This is a genomic window from Fictibacillus barbaricus (assembly GCF_014635025.1).
Taxonomy (GTDB): Bacteria; Bacillota; Bacilli; order Bacillales; family Fictibacillaceae; genus Fictibacillus; species Fictibacillus barbaricus.
This window is the reverse complement of the sequence record NZ_BMCE01000001.1, coordinates 67,445-88,042: the sequence shown is the minus strand read 5'-3', so window position 1 is coordinate 88,042 and position 20,598 is coordinate 67,445. Positions and strand designations below refer to the sequence as shown.

22 protein-coding genes and 2 pseudogenes are annotated in these 20,598 nt (G+C 40.8%); 9 read left to right on the top strand and 15 right to left on the bottom strand.

The window, feature by feature from the left end; genetic code table 11:
- Nucleotides 1–52: 52 nt before the first annotated feature.
- Both IEV52_RS00450 and proC read right to left on the bottom strand, forming a co-directional pair.
- A pseudogene (locus tag IEV52_RS00450) lies at nucleotides 53–1,123 on the bottom strand (DEAD/DEAH box helicase); the annotation flags it as partial.
- Nucleotides 1,120–1,932 (bottom strand): pyrroline-5-carboxylate reductase, encoded by an 813-nt coding sequence (gene proC, locus IEV52_RS00445; RefSeq protein ID WP_188400578.1) that lies wholly within the window; start codon nucleotides 1,930–1,932, stop codon nucleotides 1,120–1,122. The gene proC and the pseudogene IEV52_RS00450, both read right to left, overlap by 4 nt.
- A gap of 118 nt (nucleotides 1,933–2,050) precedes the next feature.
- On the opposite strand from proC, the gene IEV52_RS00440 reads away from it, so the two are divergent.
- The 6 genes from IEV52_RS00440 (at nucleotide 2,051) to ade (ending at nucleotide 6,784) form a co-directional block, all read left to right on the top strand.
- Nucleotides 2,051–2,518, top strand: coding sequence for a hypothetical protein (locus IEV52_RS00440; RefSeq protein ID WP_188400577.1), 468 nt, complete (start codon nucleotides 2,051–2,053; stop codon nucleotides 2,516–2,518).
- A 22-nt stretch (nucleotides 2,519–2,540) separates the two neighbouring features.
- On the top strand, nucleotides 2,541–3,935 hold the full coding sequence (locus IEV52_RS00435; RefSeq protein WP_188400576.1) for a dipeptidase: 1,395 nt from the start codon (nucleotides 2,541–2,543) through the stop codon (nucleotides 3,933–3,935).
- 124 nt (nucleotides 3,936–4,059) lie between these two features.
- Nucleotides 4,060–4,554, top strand: a complete 495-nt coding sequence (locus IEV52_RS00430) for a hypothetical protein (RefSeq protein ID WP_188400575.1) — start codon at nucleotides 4,060–4,062, stop codon at nucleotides 4,552–4,554.
- 2 nt (nucleotides 4,555–4,556) lie between these two features.
- Nucleotides 4,557–4,742 carry a hypothetical protein gene (locus IEV52_RS00425; protein ID WP_188402310.1) on the top strand — a complete coding sequence of 62 codons (186 nt, stop codon included), beginning with the start codon at nucleotides 4,557–4,559 and terminating at the stop codon, nucleotides 4,740–4,742.
- The gene (locus tag IEV52_RS00420; protein WP_188400574.1) at nucleotides 4,742–4,936 is read left to right on the top strand and encodes a YwbE family protein; all 195 of its coding nucleotides are present in this window, start codon (nucleotides 4,742–4,744) and stop codon (nucleotides 4,934–4,936) included. Before IEV52_RS00425 ends, IEV52_RS00420 begins: the two co-directional genes overlap by 1 nt.
- Nucleotides 4,937–5,047: 111 nt before the next feature.
- On the top strand, nucleotides 5,048–6,784 hold the full coding sequence (gene ade / locus IEV52_RS00415; protein WP_188400573.1) for an adenine deaminase: 1,737 nt from the start codon (nucleotides 5,048–5,050) through the stop codon (nucleotides 6,782–6,784).
- Between the two features lie 10 nt (nucleotides 6,785–6,794).
- Here ade and IEV52_RS00410 read toward each other — a convergent pair whose 3' ends face one another.
- From IEV52_RS00410 to IEV52_RS00380, 7 genes and pseudogenes are all read right to left on the bottom strand, one after another.
- The gene (locus IEV52_RS00410; protein WP_188400572.1) at nucleotides 6,795–7,424 is read right to left on the bottom strand and encodes a response regulator transcription factor; all 630 of its coding nucleotides are present in this window, start codon (nucleotides 7,422–7,424) and stop codon (nucleotides 6,795–6,797) included.
- A complete protein-coding gene (locus IEV52_RS00405) occupies nucleotides 7,421–8,461 on the bottom strand; it encodes a sensor histidine kinase (protein ID WP_188400571.1) in 1,041 nt (346 codons plus the stop codon). Before IEV52_RS00405 ends, IEV52_RS00410 begins: the two co-directional genes overlap by 4 nt.
- Nucleotides 8,458–9,189, bottom strand: coding sequence for a cell wall-active antibiotics response protein LiaF (gene liaF, locus IEV52_RS00400; RefSeq protein WP_188400570.1), 732 nt, complete (start codon nucleotides 9,187–9,189; stop codon nucleotides 8,458–8,460). The genes IEV52_RS00405 and liaF overlap by 4 nt, the downstream gene beginning before the upstream one ends.
- An 85-nt stretch (nucleotides 9,190–9,274) precedes the next feature.
- On the bottom strand, nucleotides 9,275–9,919 hold the full coding sequence (locus tag IEV52_RS00395) for a PspA/IM30 family protein (protein ID WP_188400569.1): 645 nt from the start codon (nucleotides 9,917–9,919) through the stop codon (nucleotides 9,275–9,277).
- A 44-nt stretch (nucleotides 9,920–9,963) separates the two neighbouring features.
- On the bottom strand, nucleotides 9,964–10,311 hold the full coding sequence (locus IEV52_RS00390; protein ID WP_188400568.1) for a lmo0954 family membrane protein: 348 nt from the start codon (nucleotides 10,309–10,311) through the stop codon (nucleotides 9,964–9,966).
- A gap of 208 nt (nucleotides 10,312–10,519) precedes the next feature.
- Nucleotides 10,520–10,654 (bottom strand): annotated as a pseudogene (locus IEV52_RS22710) (DUF3052 domain-containing protein); the annotation flags it as partial.
- 137 nt (nucleotides 10,655–10,791) lie between these two features.
- Nucleotides 10,792–11,274 carry an NUDIX hydrolase gene (locus tag IEV52_RS00380; RefSeq protein ID WP_188400566.1) on the bottom strand — a complete coding sequence of 161 codons (483 nt, stop codon included), beginning with the start codon at nucleotides 11,272–11,274 and terminating at the stop codon, nucleotides 10,792–10,794.
- Between the two features lie 114 nt (nucleotides 11,275–11,388).
- On the opposite strand from IEV52_RS00380, the gene IEV52_RS00375 reads away from it, so the two are divergent.
- Entirely contained in the window at nucleotides 11,389–11,865 is a 477-nt protein-coding gene (locus IEV52_RS00375) for a glutathione peroxidase (protein WP_188400565.1), read from the top strand.
- A gap of 58 nt (nucleotides 11,866–11,923) precedes the next feature.
- Here the strand turns inward: IEV52_RS00375 and IEV52_RS00370 are convergent, their stop codons facing one another.
- On the bottom strand, nucleotides 11,924–13,297 hold the full coding sequence (locus IEV52_RS00370; protein WP_188400564.1) for a YjiH family protein: 1,374 nt from the start codon (nucleotides 13,295–13,297) through the stop codon (nucleotides 11,924–11,926).
- A 62-nt stretch (nucleotides 13,298–13,359) separates the two neighbouring features.
- The gene (locus IEV52_RS00365) at nucleotides 13,360–14,055 is read right to left on the bottom strand and encodes a pseudouridine synthase (protein WP_188400563.1); all 696 of its coding nucleotides are present in this window, start codon (nucleotides 14,053–14,055) and stop codon (nucleotides 13,360–13,362) included.
- Nucleotides 14,056–14,270: 215 nt separating this feature from the next.
- On the opposite strand from IEV52_RS00365, the gene IEV52_RS00360 reads away from it, so the two are divergent.
- Both IEV52_RS00360 and IEV52_RS00355 read left to right on the top strand, forming a co-directional pair.
- Nucleotides 14,271–15,422, top strand: coding sequence for a GNAT family N-acetyltransferase (locus tag IEV52_RS00360; protein WP_188400562.1), 1,152 nt, complete (start codon nucleotides 14,271–14,273; stop codon nucleotides 15,420–15,422).
- A 136-nt stretch (nucleotides 15,423–15,558) separates the two neighbouring features.
- Nucleotides 15,559–15,729: a DUF4025 domain-containing protein gene (locus IEV52_RS00355; protein ID WP_188400561.1), complete on the top strand. Its 171-nt coding sequence runs from the start codon at nucleotides 15,559–15,561 to the stop codon at nucleotides 15,727–15,729.
- A gap of 48 nt (nucleotides 15,730–15,777) precedes the next feature.
- Here the strand turns inward: IEV52_RS00355 and IEV52_RS00350 are convergent, their stop codons facing one another.
- The 4 genes from IEV52_RS00350 to IEV52_RS00335 all read right to left on the bottom strand — a co-directional run bounded on the left by IEV52_RS00350 (nucleotide 15,778) and on the right by IEV52_RS00335 (nucleotide 20,518).
- A complete protein-coding gene (locus tag IEV52_RS00350; RefSeq protein WP_188400560.1) occupies nucleotides 15,778–16,434 on the bottom strand; it encodes a glycosyltransferase in 657 nt (218 codons plus the stop codon).
- A 122-nt stretch (nucleotides 16,435–16,556) separates the two neighbouring features.
- Nucleotides 16,557–18,605 carry a catalase gene (locus IEV52_RS00345; protein ID WP_188400559.1) on the bottom strand — a complete coding sequence of 683 codons (2,049 nt, stop codon included), beginning with the start codon at nucleotides 18,603–18,605 and terminating at the stop codon, nucleotides 16,557–16,559.
- A gap of 118 nt (nucleotides 18,606–18,723) precedes the next feature.
- Nucleotides 18,724–19,317 (bottom strand): hypothetical protein, encoded by a 594-nt coding sequence (locus IEV52_RS00340; RefSeq protein WP_188400558.1) that lies wholly within the window; start codon nucleotides 19,315–19,317, stop codon nucleotides 18,724–18,726.
- A 13-nt stretch (nucleotides 19,318–19,330) separates the two neighbouring features.
- Nucleotides 19,331–20,518, bottom strand: a complete 1,188-nt coding sequence (locus tag IEV52_RS00335) for a ParM/StbA family protein (protein ID WP_188400557.1) — start codon at nucleotides 20,516–20,518, stop codon at nucleotides 19,331–19,333.
- Nucleotides 20,519–20,598: the final 80 nt, after the last annotated feature.

Below are 20,598 nucleotides of genomic sequence, written 5' to 3'. Positions count from 1 at the left end.
TAAAAATTTACATATATTCAAGCTTTAGTACATTTAACTTTTGATTGGTTTCCCGTTCTATCATCTGCAGCAACCTGCGATCTTTCTGTGCAACAAACGTGACCGCCAACCCTTTTCCGCCAGCTCGCCCCGTTCTGCCGATCCGGTGGATGTAGCTTTCTGTGTCCAGAGCAATATCGTAATTAAATACGTGTGTGACCCCTTCTACATCAAGTCCGCGTGCTGCCACATCTGTCGCAACTAGAAACTGTATCTCTCCATCCCGAAAGCGCCTCATTACGTCTTCCCTTTTCGCTTGTGAAAGGTCTCCATGAAGTTCATCAGAGTTATAGCCTTTTGTTTGAAGAGCCTCGTTCAACTTGCTTACTCTTCTTTTTGTCCGGCAGAAAATGATAGCTAAATAAGGACGCAGCAACCGAATGGTTTGAACCAAATCATTCTGTTTCCCTCGATCTGTTGTTTCCACGATACGCTGGCGGATTTCTTTCAATGTAATCTGCTTTGTTTTCACTTGAATATCACGAGGATTTTTTGTATAGGTTTCTGCGAGTTTCTTCACTTCATCAGGCATCGTTGCTGAAAAAAGGAGTGTTTGCCGGGAAGCAGGCACTTTTGCCATAATGTCTTCAATATCCGATAAAAATCCGATATGCAGCATCTGATCTGCCTCATCTAAAACAAACGTTGAAACCCCCGATAAATCTATCGTTTCACGGCGGATGTGATCTAACAGTCTACCTGGTGTACCCACGACAACATGAACTTTTCCTTGAAGTTTATGCATTTGCGCAATAACATCTTGCCCTCCGTATACAGCGAGGACGTTGATTTCACTGTTAGTATCTGTCAGTTTCCGAACTTCAGCTGTTATCTGAATAGCTAGCTCTCTTGTTGGAGCTACAATCAATCCTTGGATCTCATCTCGTTCCGAATCTATTTTCTGCAGGAGCGGCAAAACAAAAGCAAGAGTCTTACCGGTACCTGTCTGAGCTTGTCCAACAACATCTTGGCCCTCTAAAATAACAGGAATCGTTTCTTTCTGAATGGGTGTAGGCTCTCCAATTCCGTTTTGCAAGAGAATTTCAGTGAAAGCATCTTGTATACCTAATTCTTTAAAACTCATTTCTTTTTCCCCAGTTCTTTTACTTTCTCTGTACAGCTGTCCATCGCTGCTAACACTGCTCCGCGAAACCGTTCCTGTTCTAATGTAGAAACCGCCGCGATCGTAGCTCCTCCTGGAGATGTTACCTGGTCTTTTAACTCACCAGGGTGTTTTCCTGTTTCAAGAACCATCTGTGCTGCGCCTAAAACAGCTTGAGCAGCTAAACGGTAAGATTGACCACGTGAAAGGCCTTGTCTGACACCGCCATCTGCCAACGCCTCAATCAACATGTACACATAAGCAGGTGACGATCCGCTGATCGCGGGAATCGCATCCATAAGAGATTCCGAGATCACTTCGACTTTTCCAAAACTACCCAACAACGCTTCTACATCCTTCAACTCTTCGTCCATCACTTGACTGTTTATTGAAACAGCTGTCATACCTGCTCCAACTAATGAAGGCGTGTTAGGCATCGTTCGAACGACCTTTACTTTTTTCCTGAAGGCTTGTTCAACATTCTCCGTGGTAATCCCAGCGGCAATCGTGATGATGATAACATCACGCTTTACGGCTTCGCGTACTTCTTCGATCACTTCAGAGTATGTATGTGGAGCGACGGCGAGGAACAGCGTGTCTGCAGTCTCTGCTATTTCACGATTGGATGAAGAAGTTTCAATACCAAATTGCTCTTTCACAAAAATCCGTGTTTTCTCCGTACGCATGCTCGCAATGATATTTTCAGGGTTAACTAATCCTGACTTAATCATTCCACCTGCCATCGCTTGTGCCATTTTCCCAAAACCGATAAAACCAATCTTTTTATTCATAAGATCTGCACTTCTTTCTATCTATACTTTTAAAAAGGGATACGTTCATTCATAAAGAATACTCTTAACGATAGCTTTACCTTTAGTAAACCACAAATACATAAGGTGTGTGAAATGGATGGACAAGTTCACGAGAGAAGAATGGCACAGAAAGCAAGCCCTCGAAAATTTTAATAAAACATGGGGCCTCATGGAAAAGGAAGTCCGGACAAATGAAGAAAACCTAGAGATGATCCACACCGCACATGCTTCCCGCTTCCACTGGGGTTTGGCAGGTGGACCACTTAACTTCGCACGGGGAGAATGGCAGATCTCAAGAGTTTACTCACTGCTCAATCTGGGAGAGTCAGCCTTAATGCACGGAGAACAATCCTTAAAACTATGTGTGCAAAACGGGATTGGTGATTTTGATCTTGCGTTCGCCTATGAATCTGTAGCTCGGGCTTATCTTGTAAAAGATGACGAAGTGAAAATGGAAGAATACTTTGCACTTGCTTCTAAAGCTGCTGAAACAATCACAAAAAAAGAAGATAAAGATTATTTCATTTCTGAGCTGAACTCCATTAAACTAGGAAGTAGAGCATAACGTACAAAAGGAGGATCTTCAAATGACAGACAAAATTGTGAATTATTTAAAAGAAAACCGCGATACTCATTTAAAAGAGTTAACCGACTGGCTTGCTGTTCCAAGTGTCAGTGCCCTGCCTGAGCACAAGGAAGACGTTCGAAAAGGTGCAGAATGGATTGCTGACGAACTAACAAAAGCCGGTATGGACAACGTAAAAATCTATGAAACGGACGGACACCCGGTGGTTTATGGTGACTGGTTAAAAGCTGAGGGTAAACCGACTGTTCTTGTTTATGGGCATTACGATGTTCAGCCTGTGGATCCTGTGGAGCTGTGGGAGTCTCCTCCGTACGAAGCAACAATCCGTGACAACAAACTATACGCACGCGGCGCATCGGATGATAAAGGACAAACATTCATGCACGTAAAAGTGTTGCAGGCCATTCTGGAAACAGAAGGAACATTGCCTCTTAACTTCAAGTTCTGTATTGAAGGAGAAGAAGAAATCGGCAGTCCGAGTCTTCCAAAGTTTATTGAGGAAAACAAAGAGCTCCTCGCCGCAGATGTGATCGTCATTTCAGACACCGGGATGCTGGACCGTGGAAAGCCGGCGATCTGTTATGGACTACGCGGAATGTGTGCGATGCAGCTTGATGTAACAGGACCAAACAGTGATCTTCACTCTGGTCTTTATGGAGGAGCTGTCCAAAACCCGCTTCACGCCATTACAGAACTTCTTCAATCTTTCCGTGACGAGAACGGACGCATCTTAGTAGATGGCTTCTATGATAATGTACAGGAATTAACGGACGAAGAGCGAGCAGCGTTCCGAGCTCTTCCACTAACAGAAGAAGCACTAAAAGAGCAGCTTGGTGTAACAGAACTCGCTGGTGAAGAAGGCTATACCCACACTGAACGCACTTGGGCTCGTCCTACACTCGAACTTAACGGTGTTTGGGGTGGCTTCCAAGGCGAAGGGATCAAGACGGTTATCCCTGCCAAAGCACACGCTAAGATCAGCTGCCGTCTAGTACCTAATCAAGAACCGGATGAAATCATTGAAAAAGTAAAAGCACATATCCAAAAGCATAAGCCAGCTGGAATCGATGTAAAGGTCACTCTTTTTGATAAAGGAGCTCCTTATGTAACTCCATTTGATCATCCTGCCATACAAGCGGCTGCACGTTCCTATGAAAAGGTATATGGTGTGCCAACAGCGTTCACGCGTGGCGGCGGATCGATCCCTATCGTTGCGACTTTCGACCAGCTCCTTAACATCCCTGTTGTGTTGATGGGCTTCGGTCTTTCAACAGAAAATTTCCATGCGCCCAACGAGCACTTCCACTTAGAAAATTTTGATAAAGGTATGGAAACACTAGCGGATTACTGGTTTGAACTCGAGAGATCCATCAAGAAAGAAGCATCTGCTTTATAAATAACCTCGAAGAACATCAGAACAATAAGATTCTGATGTTCTTTCTTCCCTATAGCATTTTCGTTTTTTTCTTTCGTTGTGATATAATCAACCAATCACATTAAAAGAAATGGAGAGTATAAAAATGCTTTCATTTGAAGATAAAATTGCTTTAATTCAAGAAAACTTCCCAGAGCTTGACATGCACGAGGTTTCCTTAGGACGTTTGAACTTTCACTACGAGGAAAGTGTACAAGACAAGAAGATTGTTGTGTATCACCTTCACCCGAACGGTAACGGCTTCGTGTATGGCGGACACCTTCCACAAAGCGTAAAAAACGAAAAAGGCTACGTGAATATTCGTGATTACGAAGCGGAGGAATTGATTGCCTTAATCAAAGAATCGATGGAATACCTGTCAAAGAAACACGGATGGCAGCAGCCTAAGAAAGATCGTACAAATGATGACGATCGTAAAGAAGAACACTGGTACAGCCACAGCCACGAGGAGATTCGTCTTGTTGGCGAAGACGGCATGTGGTTTATCTTTGATGAAGATGATGCACTTGAAGCAGCATTTGAAACGTATGCTGAAGCAGAAGGTTATTTAAAAGAGGCAGATTTTAAAAAGAAAAAATAGAGGTGACAACGATGGCTGAGGAGAAAAAGAAATTAACTTTTCAAGAGATAGCCAAACAGAGACTGGCAGAAAAGAAGGCACAGCAATCAGGCGGAACTTTTAATAAAGGTCCTGTAAAAGTGGCAAACCAGCTGCGAAACCAGCAGACAAAAAAAGCGAACAATCAAGCTCGGAGAACAGGTGTTTAATGCACAGAAAGCGCTCTAATATCACCCCTGGTCTTCCCGTTCATGTTATCTTAAAAGCTGATCAGCGTACGGGTAAGAAAACAAAAGGAATTGTAAAAGATATCTTAACTAACTCTCCCACTCACCCTCATGGGATTAAGGTTCGGCTCGAAGATGGTCAAGTTGGACGTGTCATTGACATTTTAAGCGAATAGCACAAAAACGGTCTCATTCTCGTGGGACCGTTTTTCTTTACATTCATATGAAATAAGATAGAGTGGATAATCGTATACTATTCGGTAGATTTTGCTTAAAGGAGATCGTGTATGAATCTAGATCCATTAAAGAAACGAATTGATGTAAGTACAGGAAGAGTTCCAGCAGACCTCGTAGTAAAGAACGGAAAAATCATCGATGTGTTCAATCTTGAGGTGATCGAAGGAGATATTGCAATCGTTGACGGTCATTTTGCTGGAATCGGAGAGTTTAAGGGTTATGAAACAATAGATGCAGAGGGGAAATTTATTGCCCCCGCTTTTATAGACGGTCATGTCCATATTGAATCTTCAATGGTGACTCCTTCTGAATTCAGCAAAGTCTTGCTCGCTCATGGTGTAACAACCGTTATCACTGATCCTCATGAGATCGGAAACGTATCTGGGGCTGAGGGAATCTCATTCATGCTAGATCAATCTGAAGGACTCCCGCTGGACGTTCGAGTGATGCTTCCTTCATCAGTTCCCGCAACACCCTTTGAAAATTCAGGAGCCGCGTTAAAAGCGGCTGACCTCGAGCCGTTCTATAAACATCCACGGGTACTTGGCTTAGCAGAAGTTATGGATTTTCCGGCTGTTATGAAAGGTGATGAAGGTATGCTAAGTAAAATTGTCTCAGCAGCTTCTCATCATGGGGTAATCGATGGACACGCAGCCGGACTGGACGCTAAGGGAATAAACGTGTATCGTTCTTCTCTTATTACGACAGATCATGAATGTACAACAGTGGAAGAAGCACTCGATCGTATTCGCCGGGGTATGTATGTCTTAATTCGAGAAGGATCTGTTGCAAAAAATCTTAAAGCTCTTATTAGAGCGGTAACACCGAATAATGCACGCCGCTTTTTATTTTGTACAGATGATAAGCATCTCGACGACCTGGTGTCAGAAGGAAGTGTAGACCACAATGTAAGGCTTGCGATCTCAGAAGGGGTTTCTCCGCTTCAAGCGATTCAAATGGCAACCTTAAATGCAGCTGAATGTTATCGTTTGCATGAAAAAGGGGCGATCTCACCGGGATATAAAGCGGACTTTCTTTTGCTCGATGAATTAGAATCTGTTTCTATTTCTGAGGTATTTGTTGATGGAAAATCAGTTGCGAAGAACGGTGAATACACAGGACAAACGAGTGAATTCGCGAAGCCTCCGATTCAATTGCTGACATCCGTTAACATGACGGAGACCAGCGCAGAAGAACTCGCTATCTCCATAAATGACAAAGATCCTATTCATGTTATTGAGATTATTCCTAATCAGCTTGTAACAAAAAAGAAGGTGTTACCAGCAAAAGCAGCAAACGGCAGTTTTACTCCCTCTACCTCAGATGATTTGTTAAAAATGGCTGTTATCGAGCGCCATAGGCAAACCGGAAATATTGGCCTTGGTGTGGTAAAGGGGCTTATGCTAAAAAGTGGTGCCATCGCTTCAACTGTGGCTCACGATTCTCACAATCTTGTTGTAGCCGGTACAAATGACGAAGATATGCTTGCTGCAGTAGATGCCATCCAAAGAATGCAGGGCGGATATGTGATCGTTAAAGACGGAAAGGAGCTAGCTTCCGTACCGCTCCCGATCTCAGGATTAATGTCAGATAAACCTTTTATACAAGTAAACGAAGAAATCATCCAGTTAAAGAGTAAATTAAAAAGGATTGGATTTAACGGTGACTTTGATCCGTTCCTCACTCTATCTTTCTTAACACTGCCTGTCATTCCAGAGATCAAGCTGACAGACTTAGGCCTGTTTGATTTTAATACGTATCAACATATTACGGTGAAGGCTGAGTAAAGATCACTCCTTACACCAGTGAATGATTAAACGCGTAAATAACCGCTTGTGTACGGTCCTGTACATCCAATTTACTCAAAATATTGCTGACATGTACTTTAACTGTTTTTAAAGCAATAAAGAGCTCGTCGGCGATTTCCTGATTGGTCTTCCCTTTTGTCATCAATAATAAGATTTCCATCTCGCGCGCAGTCAGCTCTTCATGTGGCTCGCGCGTTTGTTTTTGTCTCATTTTACTCATCATTTTCCCTGTCACTTCAGGTTCCAGAACGGACTTCCCATGATAGGTATCTCGAACGGCCTGTGCAATATCACTTGCTTTAGACGTTTTTAACATATAACTGGACGCACCTGCCTCTAATGCAGGGTATACCTTCTCATCATCGAGAAAACTCGTAACGACAATGATTTTTGCTTCCGGCCAAGAACTGGTGATCTGACGTGTAGCTTCAATGCCGTCCATTTCGTCCATCACAAGGTCCATTAAAATAATGTCTGGCTTAAGCGCAAGTGCCTTCTCTACCGCTACCTTTCCATTTTCTGCTTCACTGGTCACTTCAATATCAGACTGTGCAGAAAGATATGCAGAAACCCCTATCCGCACCATTTCGTGATCATCTACTAATAATACTTTGATCATGGTTTTTCCTCTCCCGTTGTTAAAATTGGAACCTTTACTTCAAGCCGTGTTCCTTCACCCGGCAAACTCACAATTTTAAGTGTCCCGCCAATTTCCGCTGCACGCTCATGCATATTCCGAAGACCATATGATCCTGTTTTTTCTTGATCCAGCTTAAAACCAACACCATCATCTTCAATGCGCAAAATAATAAGATCTTCTCGTTGGACTAGGAGGATTTGAGCTTTATTTGCCTGCGCATGCCTAAGAATATTAGACACGGATTCTTGTAGAATACGAAACAGGTGATCTTCTACCCCTTTATCAAGAGGTATCGTTTCAATCTTCCATTTAAGCTCGATAGGTACTTTCTGAAGAAGCTCTTGTAACAGTTCTTCCATTCCTTTTTGCAGGGATTTTCCGTTCAATGCTGCAGGACGAAGGTGAAGGAGAAGGGCTCTCATCTCAAGCTGTGTCTGATGAATCGTTTCTTCAACAAGCTTTAGCTGTTTAGATTCACGAGTATCCGATTCTGAACGTGTTTCATTTACCGCAGACATGATCATACTTGCTGCAAAAAGCTGCTGCGACACCGAATCATGCAGCTCTCTTGCCAGGCGATTTCTTTCTTGGGAAATAATTTCTTGAATTCTCTTTTCCTGGTCAACGGCTTTTTCAGTCGCCATTTTTTGGGACTGCCGAATCTTCTCGCCCAATTGTTTCTGTATGCCATCCATCCTTTTGGTAATCGCCTTTAACTCGAGACTTGAAACCTCTTTCATGTCTACTTGCCTGCCGTCTTCAATCGACTTTAATGTCCGATTAATTAAGTTTAGCTGTTTTCGAGAGGTGACTCCTGAATTCAAGCCCAAGAATGCACCAATTATAAAAACCAAGAAAGGTATAACGAACGCTGCAGGAATATCAAGCAGCCTTTCTTCTAATAAGAAGTTCCAATCGTCGATCGGAAATAAAGTATAAACAATTCCTCCTAAAACAAGAGATACAAAAAAAGCGGACATTATGCCGGTGAACATGTGGCGCAATACCGTACTCATACCCGCCTCACCTCCAGACTTCCTGCGAACAAACTGGTTACAATCTTTACTTTTTTCTCAGCTTCCATATACCCTTTTGTTCGATAGGACAGTGTCTGGTTGAACATTTTTGGTTCATTCTGATCAAAAACCTTCGTATTTCCCACAAACACAGAATGACTGACAGCAGTTTCGACTTCGTAGGGAACGTATACCGTTATATTACCGATAAACCCCCTTATCATGATCAACGCTTCTCCATCGGGCAGAATCGTCTGATTCAAATCAATAATAGTGTCTCCAGGGCCGCATTGGATGTTAATATCATTCCATTCATACACATGTTCAGGTGTTTGTTGGGTCCCAAGAATCATATTTTTTAAGAGCGGCTCTTTCTTATATACATCTTCTTGTGAAGAAGTATCTTTTGCATCCACATGCGGAGTAATAAAAACAGGGTTTTGTTTTGATTGATAAAATTGAACAATAACGTATATGATGATCGCTACGAGCAGCAGCTTGAATGTGTACATGCTTAAAATGTTCATGACACCGATAAATACACCGACCCAAAACATGATTTTCCCGGATCGCTTCGGCATTCGTTTTCTTCCAAAAAACATGAGTGCAGCGCTGAATAAAAGAGCGAATAATATCCCCTCTCCGTTAAGCGTGGCTTCTAATAACACTAAAACAAAAGCTATTAAAAGCCCCCAACTGATTAGATCACTTCTTTTCATGTTCAGCATCTGCACTCACTCACTTTCTGTCTTAAACGGCCTAAAAGGCGCAGCATTTTGCGCCTCGTACCTTTTTATCGTATCACATACGGAATTAAACTGTAGTATGTGTTTCTTCTTTTTTCCACTCTTTTTCTAGCTTAGCCAGCTTTGCTTCCATTGAACTCGCATAATAATCAGCATTGACTTTTTGTTCTAAACGATCCATGTAGGTCTCAAGTTCATCAAAGCGGAATGCTGTTTTCTTCATTGAGTTTGATGGGTCAATGACACGGTCCATCTTTTGGTGCGCTCTTGCTACATTTTCACGCCCCATTAGTTCCATACGTTTGATTTGCATATCTTTTAGCTTATGCTTCATCTGCTCATACTTTTGTTCAAGCTCTGAAAGATCTTTATCTGCTTGTAGTGTAGATTCCTTAAGCTTGCTTGCACGCGTTTCGTGCTGCTCTTTTTCTTGGCTCGCGAACTGATAAAGCTCTGTTTCGTTTGCTTGTTGAGCTAGTTCTGCCTGATGTGCACGTTTTGCTGCTTTTGCTTCTGCTTCTTGTGTTTCACGAGCAAATTGGTCTCTTAATAGCTGTTGACGCTCAACTAACTTTCTTGCTTTATTCACTTCAAGCTCACATTGTCTCAGATATTGGTTTAGAAGGGAAAGCGGGTTCTTTTCTTCTTTTTGATCTAAAAGTTCGTGAACGTCCGCTGAGATTGAGGTTCTAATGCGTTCAAATAAATTCATGTTTATTCGCTCCTTTAAAATGTGTTTATCATTTTGATTTATGATTAGCTGTTTTTAAGTTTTGCCCATTCTCTTTCAAAATTGGTGAACGGATCATTATCAATGCTTTCTTCTACAGATGCTGATCCATTCCATTTTTTATAGACAAGGTATAGAACATAGATCGCTGCAGCTCCTAAGATCGCTGGGATGTTTGCAACAGAAACACACAGACCTACAACTGATAAAGCACCCCACCAGAATTTCTTCCCTCCGGTTTCTGCAGCCATTGCTTTCTTAAATGCGTAATACATAACCACAAGACCAATCGCAAGACCGACCATCGGACCTAAGTTTGCGATCAGCACGATTGCAGCAATTCCTCCAACTACAAGTAAGCCTAATTTTTTCATAGTGGCTTCCTCCTTTCGTATCTTTAGCTTACCTCTATGCGCTTTTCCTCAAAACTGGCCGCGGCTGTATTTTCCAATAAGACCTGAGGCGTAGTGCGGACTCAGCCTTGGGGTCTGACCCCACACAAATACAAAAAACCCCACTTTGTTCGAATGGGGTGGACATCGTAAAAGTAAAAAAGAGAGGCAGCTCGAGCGCTGCCTCTCCTTATTTCTCTATTCGCTTCTTGCCTTCTGCACTTTTTCGGACCATTGTCCTGATGTTCTCCGGCTTCCTGAACCGAAGAGCAGACCAGTCCTCATCAATCGCTACTTGCCTAACAGGTTCAAATCCTTCCTCCGCGGCTCATGGTGAACCTCAGCTTCAAATGCATCCACCACTTCTTTTTATTCTAAAGGATGATTGATAATTAGAACTGGACGATCTTTAGATTTCACATTTTAATTCTTAATGATTGGATGCATCTATAATCCTCTTCCTTATATGTTTTGCAGGTCGCCATTTACTAGGAAATAATCTGGCTCGAGTAAATTTGATACGAGCTTATTCTTGATTACCTCAGGATATATCACATACTCATGTAAATGATTTAAAGGGATCCACTTAAAGACTAGGCGCTCTGCTTCTAATACCGTAAATTCTTTACCAGCATGCAACGGCAATGCATTTTTTGCTGTTATTTTAAAGTATAATCCAACTTCATGAATCTCTTTCTCGGCATATGTAAAAAAGTTTTCGACTGTCCATAGATATCGATCTACCTCGATTTGAAGAGCTAATTCTTCCAACATTTCACGCTGTAAACTTGCCTTCGCATCTTCACCAAGTTTTACCCTTCCACCCGGCAAAGACCAATGAGTTTCTTTTTTGGATCGGTGTAATAAAACATGACCATCCTTAATCATAACGGCTGCCACACGATAGTTAAAAACTTGATGTTCCACATGAAACACTGCGTCCATTTTTTCCATCCCCCTTTATAATTCTCCTTATTTTACCACTGAGAGCATTTTCGATGAAAGCCATTCCATTTACCGTTAAACTTATAGAAAATACAAAAATAAGGAGCTGGGAAAATGTCAGTATACGATTTTTCAGTGGATACGATAAAAGGAGAAGAAACAAGCCTTAATAAGTATAAAGGTGACGTACTCTTAATCGTTAACACCGCAAGTAAGTGCGGCTTTACTCCCCAATATCAGGGGCTGCAATCTCTTTACGAAAATCATAAAGAAAAAGGATTTTCTGTTCTCGGGTTTCCCTGTAATCAGTTCGGGGCACAAGAGCCTGGTACTAGTGGCGAAATCATGGAGTTTTGTGAGTTGAATTATGGCGTTAATTTTCCCATGTTTGCCAAATTAAACGTCAATGGAGACGATGCACATCCTCTATTTAAATACTTGGCTTCTGAAGCGCCAGGAATCTTAGGTTCTAAAGCGATCAAGTGGAACTTTACAAAGTTCTTGGTAGACCGTGACGGACGTGTTGTAAAACGCTTTGCACCAACGGACAAACCAGAAACAATCGAGAAGCATATTCAAGAATTGCTATAAAATAAAAAGGCTGTTTAGGGGGGGTCCTCTAAACAGCCTTTATTAATTTAAAAATGAATTAGAACAACAGATGCGCCATTCCTACAACGATCGGAAGGGAAATAAACGTACGCAAGAAAAAGATAATCACTAAATCTTTAAAGTTAACCGGCACCTTAGATGCTAATAGCAGGCCGCCAACCTCAGACATGTAGATCAATTGAATAACAGACATTGCGGCAATCACAAATCGTGTTAATTCACTTTCAATACCCGCTCCAATAATAGAGGGAAGGAACATGTCAGCAAAACCGATTACTATCGTCTGCGCCGCTTCTGATGCTTGAGGAACTTGCAGAAGCTCTAGAATCGGTACAAATGGTGCACCAAGATAAGTAAAGAACGGCGTGAATTCCGCTACCATCAATGCAGATGTTCCAATTGCCATTACGATCGGCACAACACCCATCCACATATCGAGTACGTTCTGAATGCCCTCTTTTACTAATGGTGCCGCTTTTTTGTTTTGGTCAGCGCGGTCTACCGCCTTTTTAAGACCAAAACTGAACGGAGTCTCTCCACGAGGGATCAATTCGTCTACAACCGTATTTTTTGCGCCTTCATAATACGTATCCGGCTTTCTAGATAATGGCGGGATGCGTGGAATAATAATCGCACATACGAGCCCAGCCAGTACAACCGTTAGATAGTAAGGAACAATCATATGTGCCAAATCTACTTGAGCAAGGACAACAATGGCGAACGTAATAGATACGACAGAAAACGTTGTTCCGATTACAGCTGCCTCACGCTTCGTATAGTATCCCTCTTCGTACTGCTTGTTCGTTAAAAGAACACCAATCGTTCCGTCTCCAAGCCATGAAGCTAAACAATCGATTGATGAACGTCCTGGCAATTTGAACACGGGGCGCATGACTTTAACGAGCAATGCTCCGCAAAGTTCTAACAATCCGAAGTTAAACAATAAAGGTAAAAATAATCCAGCAAACAAGAACACGGAGAACAATACCGGAATTAAATCAAAAAGCAAAAGCTGTCCTGTGTTCTCTGACCATACGGCTTCAGGTCCTAGTTTGAACAATGTCATCACTGCAAAAATAAGTCCAAGGAGACGAATCGATTGCCATACGATATTTACATTGAACAGCGTATTCAAAAATGGTTGATTAACGATCGCTTTAGGTTTGAAAAAATAAGTTCCTAAAGACCCTACGACCGTAATCGCAATAATAGCTGTCATGATCTGAGGAATGTACTCCCCTATTACATCTTGTAAAATACCCGCTAAAATCGCTACGGGAATCGTAATTTCCCCTTTAAATGAAATGGGAATCATAAATAAGAAAATACCAATCAATGATGGAATGATAAATTTAATCATGCTGCTCTGTTGGATCTGGCTGTTATAATACTGTTGCTTCTGTAATCCCATGATGCCCTGCCTCTCTTATAGTTTGTAAAATGTTTTATCATGCTTTATATGAATTTTCCTTCCTACTGAACCCCTAAACTCTTTTTAAGTTCAGAAAGCTCTTCATCTTCAAGGTAACGCCATTTTCCAGCATTCAATGCATGAAGATGTATATTCATGATGCGTATGCGTTCTAGCTTTTCAACTTCATATCCAAGTGTCTTGCACATCCGCCGAATTTGCCTGTTTAATCCTTGTGTAAGTGTTATGCGAAAGACATATTTGCTTACTATCTTCGTTTTCCCCGGTTTGGTTATCGTGTTTAAAACCGGAACACCTTCAGCCATTTTTTGAAGAAACAAGTCTGTTACAGGCTGATCCACCGTTACTTCATACTCTTTTTCATGTCCATAATCAGCCTGTGAGATTCGATTTGCCAGTTCTCCGTCATTGGTTAAAAGAATTAAGCCTTGAGACGCTTTATCTAAACGTCCTACTGCAAATACCCGCTCAGGTATATCCACGAGTTCTAGAATGTTACCTTCTATATCAGGATTAGATGTACTAGTGATTCCAACAGGCTTATTAAAAGCTATATAAGCAGCTGAAGACTTGTGAGGAATAGGCTGTCCATCAATAAGGACGACATCTCCCTCATTTACCATCGTATCCTTATTGCATATCTCTCCATTTATCGTAATACGTCCATTCTCAAGTAGCCGTTTTGTTTCTCTCCTTGAACAAAAACCCGTCAAGCTTATAAATTTATGAATTCGCATCTGATCCTCGCTTTAATGTTGCGTCTATGCACAACAGTTTATAATTATAACTCCAAATGAATATAATTTCGATAGTTTTTATAAATATCCAATATTTTTCACCTGATATAAATATGTTAACATTCTTATCTTTTGCTTTTCAGAACATAAGTGAATTACTTTCCAACTATTAATTCTACACTGTAGAATAAAAACATAAAGGGAGGTCATTCATCATGGATATAAGAAAATTATCAGAAACCGAGTATGAAAAATCATTACAGCTCTCACAATATGCTTTTCAGTACAAAGTGAAGGAAGAAGATCTGCCCAGACGTTATGAAATGATGAAGAAACAAGAGATTTGGGGTGAATTCGAAAATGAAGATTTGCTCTCGAAGCTTCACATTCTCTCATTAGAGATCAATATTGAAAATCAGCGCTTTCCTATGGGTGGAATTGCTGGGGTAGCAACATGGCCAGAGCACAGACGAAAGGGCTCTGTAACTCGCCTTCTACACCGAGCACTTCTATCGATGAAGGAAAAAGGGCAGACGATCAGCTTGCTGCACCCGTTCAACATTCAGTTCTATCGCCGATTCGGCTGGGAGCTTACAGCTTCAGTCAATAAGTATACACTCGAAAAAAGTGATCTAGTCCGCTATCCAGATCTTCCAGGCACCGTATCCAGACTTAAAAAGAAAGACGGGAACGACCTATTAAACTTGGTTTATGAGGAATGGTTTCATACATACAACCATCTTTTAGTCCGAACAGATGATTGGTGGGATAATCATGTTTTTACAGAAGGATACGACCGCATCATCTACAAAGACAAAGAAGGTACTCCAAAAGGTTATCTATGCTGCAAAGTATCTGATAGATCAATGGATGTCCAAGAGTTTATTTATCTATCAGAAGACGCTCGCCGTGCTTTATGGAATTTCATCTGTCAGCATGATTCAATGGTCGACAAAGTAAAAATAATAGCACCAGCTAATGATCAGCTTCCATATCTCATCAGCAATCCTAGAATTCACCAAGAACATTATCCTTATTTCATGGCACGTATTGTTGATGTTGAAGGTTTTTTAAAGCAGTACCCTTTCAAACCAAATAACCCGGCGATGAAAATATCCATTACAGATGAAAAAGCGGATTGGAACAATGGTACGTATTCGATAAAGGAAAACGAAATTACAAGAGAAACAGAAAGCGATGAAGAAACACTTTCTATGGATATTCAAACATTAACTGTTGCCCTTTTAGGTTCTCAAAAGCCCTCATTCTTATTTGAATGCGGAAAAATAAAAGGTAATGCTGAAAACGTTGTTCGATTTGAACAGATTATTACAAATAAGCCTGCAGCTTTTCTTGATTTCTTCTAATGTTTATTGCTTATCCTATATGGGATAAGCTCTTTTTGTTTTCATCATGTTTTAAAGAGATAGGATAGGGAAATGTATACTATCAGCATCTATTTGCTGACCTTCGATTTAAACGTCATTAAGGAGGTAGCGATCTATGAGTGATAAACAAAAACAATCAGAAAAAGTAGCGGAAAAGAATTATGAACCAAATAAGAAAAATCAATCAGATACAGATAAAGATTTAGAGAAGGTCCATGAACAGATCAATGATGCATTCAATCAAGGAACAATAGATGAAAAAGAGAAGCAAAAAGAGAAAAACTAAGGAAATACAATGAAAAACCTCTCAATTTTGAGAGGTTTTCTTGTTGTATTATGAGGTTCTAAATGAATCGGGGAATTGCTTCATGATACCGTTTGTAATCTCGTCTGCTAACATCACCATATGGTCTTTATTCTTATCGAATACAACAATTTCCCCTGCCCAATCTTTCTTAAATCTTGCAGTAACCTCATCTGTTAATAACTTCAAATGAAGATAAAACATATCCTTTATTTCTTGTTCAGACCAGTTTGGGTTTGCTTTACTCATGAATTTAGCAATGTCATCAGCGTTTCTGTGCCACTCTTTGTTAATTTTATCGGCGTTTACCTTGTCTCCCTTTTTTAGGGCATCCACTAATTGTCCTGCGATCACAATATGTTCTGTTAAAAGTTTGCCGAGCTGATTACCAGCGCCATCCCCGTAATAAGGTTTGATCGAATTCCCAATATCAGTTTGATTTTGGAGTAATCGCTTTAGAACAGCATCCTTATCTTTTAAACCTTCAAGAGCACTTACGATATAGCTCCTTGTCCAGTAAACATGATCTTTCCATAATCTTCTTTGTTCAGAATACAACTTAATAGCATTTTGACTATAACATTGACCTTGTACCCTTTTTGTTTGAGCATGAGCAGAGAGTGGTGATAAAAAAACCGGAAATGCTATAGCAAGAACCATAATTAGACTAAATACTTTTTTCTTCATTCTCTTTCTCCTTTTTTTCTATATCATTCATATTTAGTTTGTATAAATTCTCTTTTTTCATTCTTTAGACACAAAAAAGAACAGTAAACGTACATTCACTGTTCTAAAATCATAATTTTATTTTAAACAAGCTTACGGTCCCAATGACGATGAAAGGAAATAGCTTCAATGAAACTCGGTACGAAATCTTTACCTGCCCCACTGATCACACCAGGATTACCAACTATTTGGGCCTCACTCAGCCATTCCTCGCCTTCATGAGTGGCTCCGATCGGCTTATAATGTGAAAATGCCTCATTGACGAAATACAGGGCTTCCTTCTTGAACATCGGGTTCTCACTGTTTCCGCCGACCACATAAATGGCATCAAATAAAACAGAAGATGCAGTTAAGAAGGTATGCATGACCTCCAGTTCAGATCCATTATCAGCGATTCTCTTTCCTAGCTTGTCACTAATGCACTCTGCTTGAATTCCGTTACTTTTTAACTCCTGTAAAATCTCTGCAACCTCACCACTAACCCGTTGTCCCACAATAACGCCAACTTTTCGTGTGTGGGGACTTTTGTTCGTATTTAGCTGACTAAGTGCAGGAGATGCCTTTGTTGCTGCAGAACCTTCACCTGATGGTGGTACAGCATCAATAGCTTCAGCAAATGCTGTCGCAAGCTCTAAACTCACATTAGCAAACATGTCAACCACTTGCTGCTGTACTGATTTACTTTTTACCTTACCGAGTTCAAAACTAAATGCCTTCTTGAGATGCTCTTTCTCAGGCTTACTCATACTATTCCAGAAAAGTGTTGCTTGAGAAAAATGATCCTTAAAACTCTCACTTCTGCTGCGGATTTTTCTGCCCTCGACTTTTTCTTGATAGTGTACATACCCGCCTTCTTCTTCAGGCGTAGGTGAAGGTGTATTTGCCGCTAATGAGTTCTTATGATAACTCACTTGACCTTTGTTAATGGTATGTCTTGAAATGCCGTCACGCTGATTGTTATGGAATGGACAGACAGGACGATTGATCGGAAGCTCGTGAAAGTTCGGTCCTCCAAGCCGTGATAACTGTGTATCGGTATAAGAAAATAATCGACCCTGAAGCAATGGATCATTTGAAAAATCAATTCCCGGTACTACATGACCTGGATGAAAGGCAACTTGCTCAGTTTCAGCGAATACGTTGTCCACGTTTCTATTCAGCGTCATCTTGCCGACCAGTTTCACGGGTACATCTTCTTCTGGCCACAATTTTGTAGGGTCTAGTATATCGAAGTCAAAGTTAAATTCATCTTCTTCCGCAATGATTTGAAGGCCTAATTCATACTCTGGATAATCACCATTTTCGATGGACTCCCATAAATCTCTGCGATGGAAATCCGGATCTTTTCCTGAGATCTTTTGAGCTTCATCCCACACAAGTGAATGAGTACCTAATACTGGCTTCCAATGGAATTTAACAAAATGAGCCTTCCCTTCATCGTTCACTAGCCTGAATGTATGCACACCGAATCCTTCCATCATGCGAAAACTGCGTGGAATAGCGCGGTCGGACATAGCCCACATGACCATATGAGCGGATTCCTGATTATTTGCTACAAAGTCCCAAAACGTATCATGCGCACTTGCCGCCTGCGGCATCTCGTTATGCGGCTCAGGCTTTAAAGCATGAACAAGATCAGGGAACTTGATGGCATCTTGAATGAAAAACACAGGAATGTTATTTCCCACTAAATCATAATTGCCCTCCTCTGTATAAAATTTCGTTGCAAAACCGCGGGCATCACGCACGGTCTCAGCTGATCCACGTGAACCTGCTACCGTTGAAAAGCGTACGAACACAGGTGTTTTCTTCGACGTATCTCGCAAGAAATTAGCTTTTGTATAGTCTTTAAGTGATCCATATAGCTCAAATTCTCCATGAGCCGCAAAACCGCGTGCATGTACAATCCGCTCAGGAATGCGCTCATGGTCAAAATGAGTCATTTTTTCGCGAAAATGAAAATCCTCCATAAGCGTTGGACCCCGTTCCCCCGCTTTTAATGAAAATTCATCTTCTGCTACTTTAAGCCCTTGGTTCGTTGTCAGCTTCCTGCCTTTGTCATCTACACGAAATTGTTCCAGTTGATCGTTTTTACTGTTTTCATTCACTTTTTTGGGATTCTGATCACTCATTCAACTGTTCCTCTCTTTATGTATTTTGACATTACATTTAAACCCTTCCCTACAGTGAATACGTGCAAACAGTTTTTTCTAAAAAGAAAACGCAGCTGACGATCAGCTGCGTTTCAAGTCATTTGTTCATATGTGCCAGGAAATCACCGAGTAAGTCTTCCATTTCCTGTTCTTGACTTAGAGGTTCTTCTTTTACGTCTTCTTCTTCCCGCTTTGCTGTATTCCAATCAAATTGACTTAAATCATCATCATCAAAGTGATCTGTATGGTTGGTTTGCTCAGAGGGAATATCGTCGTGAAGGTTCTCTAAAGACACCTCATCATTTTGTTGATCTTCCTGCAGATAAAGAGCTTGATCAATATCTGTAGAGTTGCTGTTTAAAGCGGCCAGTATAGATGCTGTTCGTACTGGATTCGATATGAGCTGATACATAATGTTGCCTAATAAAGCTTCTGAATGCTCATGCTTCAGCCAGTCACGCTGCATTTTACTAAGATTTTTCGGAAGTGGAATCGTTATGGTCTCTCTGTCCTTTTGGATGCTTTGTCCAACACCTTGAAGGACAAACTCGGAGATTCTGCTCGAAAAATTGCGCCTCTCCGTCTCCTTAAGCTTTTGAAGCTGTTTTAGAACGTGATCAGGGGTGTCAGAGGGGATACGAAATGCAATCGTCTTCCCTCTTGTTATTTCATTGGATGCTTTTTTGTCCATTTCATCACCCTACTTAAGCTTTAACGGCTTTTTTCTCTTTGTCCTCGCTCTTTTTATCTTTTGGTGCAGTTCTTCTAAGGTGATCAGAGATCAGCTTATAATAAGCGTTTGCCATCATCCAGATGCTTTCTTTTTCATCTTCAAAGAAATCGATGTTATAACCATCGAGATTGTTGTTTAAAGTTTTAATATAATCTTTTAATACGGCAGATCCTCCACCTACAAAATAGCAGATTTCCGTTTGGGAGTTCTTCTGCCATACATTACGAAGCAGGCGGTATTGCTTTTTAGCTAAATCTACTAAAATACGGTCCGTAATATCGTGTACACTAGTACGGCTTCCGCGCACCATGATATGATTACGGTTTGTTTTTTTCGTAATAATATCTACTACATCACGACGGCTATCAAGTTCTACACCGTGTTTAGAGCGGATCTCTTCTCTGATTTGTTCCAATGCTTCCGAAACACCAAGGTTAAACCCTTGAGCTTTATCGTCATCTACATTTCTATTTTTAATAACAGCAATATCTGTAGACAGACCACCAATATCTTGAATTAGGATCGGCTTGTCGATTAGATCTTTGTTAATGATGTTTAGATCATTATCCATCACAAGGTTAATGAATGCCGCAAAACCTTCCGGATATACTTTTACTTCTTCAAATTTCAAGTTCACTTTTATTCCTTGGTACTTTGGAGTAACGAGGAACTCTACTTGGTGAACGGATCCTAATAGTTTAGAACGGTATCCAGCATCTTTGCCTTCTTTAACTTCACGAAGAGGCAAACCAGTACCTAAGATGTAGCTTGAATCGATTACGTTATTGTTTTTTGTAAACGTTTTTGCGTTTTCTTCTCTTACAGCGTCTAATGCCAGAGCTGCAAATAACATGATCAATGTTTGATCTTCTTCTGATTTGCTGCTTCCTGGATCTAATTCTGTAGAATTGTCGCTTTTTGTCGCTAGCTGTCCAACACGGTAAATCGCATTATTTTCTTTGAGGGCAGGGGAGTGGACTTTAATATGTATGCCTTCTAATGGATCTTTGCTGTCTAATTCTTCAATTCCTATTACTGGACGGTCTTCAATATCTCTTGCAATGACATTTGGAATGTTTAATTCATAGTCTAATGTACCGAAAATTCCTTTTAATGAATCGTTACCCACATCAACAGCTGCAATTCGAGAATTACTCATTAGTGTACATCCTTTCTTTTTTCAATTTTTATTTTGGTGCTATATGAATAGAGTAGAGGGTTAACTCTAAATAGACAATG